The following is a 1,681-nucleotide window of genomic DNA, read 5'->3' as shown; positions in this document are numbered from 1 at the left end:
ACCAAGCCGGGCCAGGGCACGTCGGCCCTGTTCGGCTACCGGCCGTATTTTGGCGAGGCGGCGCCGGGCCAAATGCTGCCGACCGCCTGGAGCTATGGCCCCGCGACATCGGAGATCCGCGCGGCGGTGGACGGCCGCCTGCGCATCGATGCCGTGCAGGCCCTCATGGAAAACCAAAAGGCGCAGGGACGCGCGAACCTCGGCGCCGCCGCCGCCGGCGATGCCCTGCGCAATCGCATCGTCAATGGCGCCATGGGCCTGAGCCAGGAGTGGGGCTTCACGCCGGTGACCGGCGGCATCGGCTATGCTGCCGATCAATGGGAGAGCGCGGCATCCGGCTCGGGCTTTGCCTGCACCCATGCCCTGGTGCAGGGCGCAACGCCGGGCGGCTCGTCCAACCGCCTGCGCATCGCCGTCACCACCGCGAAGGCGGCCCTGAGCGGCTCGGATGTTCTGGTCTGGAACCAGAACATCGAGGGCCAGCAGGTGGCCGACCTTCAATGGGGCACCGGGGCCGCCCGGCGTGCGCTGGCCCGGTTCGGATTCCGGGGACCGGCGGGCACCTACACCTTCTCCATCCGCAACGGCACGCCGGATCGTGCGTACCTCGCTTCGTTCGTCATCCCGCCGGGGCAGGCCAACATCGACACGCTGCAAAGCTTCCTCGTTCCCGGCGACGTGGCCGGGAACTGGTCCGTCGCCCATACGCGCGGCCTGATGTTCAGCATCTGCCTTGCTGCCTCCGCCGCCTTCACCGGAGGCGCCGGCTGGCAGGGCGGCAGTCCGGTTGCCGCGCCGGGCCAGTCCAACGGACTTGCCAGCACGGCGAACGTGTTCGAGCTGTTTGACGTCGGGCTTTATGTGGACGCGGGCAATGTGGGGACGCTTCCGCAATGGGAGGCGCCCGATCCCGCCGAAGAGCTGCGCAGGAGCCAGCGCTATTATTGGAAGATGGATAGCGGGATCACCGCATCGACGGTCATGGTCGCCGGCATCTATCACGCCTACCAGGCGACCATCTTCCACCCGGTTGAAATGCGGGTGCCGCCCTCGGTCTCGGCAAATCTCACCGACTACGTCAACCTCCACAGCTGGAATGTCACGGCGGGTATTCGGCACGCCCAGGTCAATTTCCAGGCGGCTGCCGCGGCGGACGGCATGTCGCTTGTCGTTGTGAACGCCGGAAGCATCTTCAACGCACGCATGTGAGACCCATGATCACGCACATCATCCGGGCCGCGCCCGCGCCCAGCACCGCCATCAGGATCACCTGCGCTGACGGGAGCCGTTGGTTCGACGATCTGGCCCTGCCGGCCGATACGGCGCTGCGTCGCGAGCGCGACGAATGGCTCGCGGATGGCGGCGAGCTCGCGCCCTATGCGGCGCCTGCGTTGCCGCCGCCGGCCGAGATCTCCGACCGGCAGTTCTTCCAGGGCCTCGCCCTGCGCGGCCTGATCACGCAGGAGGAAGCGCTTGCGGCGGTGGGCAACGGCGCTCTGCCGGCGGCGTTCGAGACGCTGATCGGCCAGCTGTCGGCCGAGGAGCAGTTCGCCGCCCGCATGCTGCTGTCCGGCGCCACCAGCTTCCAGCGCACCAATCCGCTGGTGGACACGCTCGGCGCCATGCTGGACATGGGCCCGGCCGAGATCGATGAGCTGTGGCGGTTTTGTGCGGGGCTTTA

At 68.5% G+C, this 1,681-nt stretch carries 1 protein-coding gene and 1 pseudogene; both read left to right on the top strand.

From position 1 onward, the window contains the following. On the top strand, positions 1 to 1,209 hold a 1,209-nt coding region (locus YU1_RS34155; RefSeq protein WP_035716760.1), incomplete at its 5' end, for a hypothetical protein. A gap of 5 nt (positions 1,210 to 1,214) precedes the next feature. Beyond that, a pseudogene (locus tag YU1_RS31370) lies at positions 1,215 to 1,681 on the top strand (hypothetical protein); the annotation flags it as partial.

This window comes from Azorhizobium doebereinerae UFLA1-100, assembly GCF_000473085.1.
In the GTDB taxonomy this organism is placed as follows: domain Bacteria; phylum Pseudomonadota; class Alphaproteobacteria; order Rhizobiales; family Xanthobacteraceae; genus Azorhizobium; species Azorhizobium doebereinerae.
The sequence above is the reverse complement of the archived record's forward strand: the minus strand, read 5'-3'. Positions and strand labels throughout refer to the sequence as shown.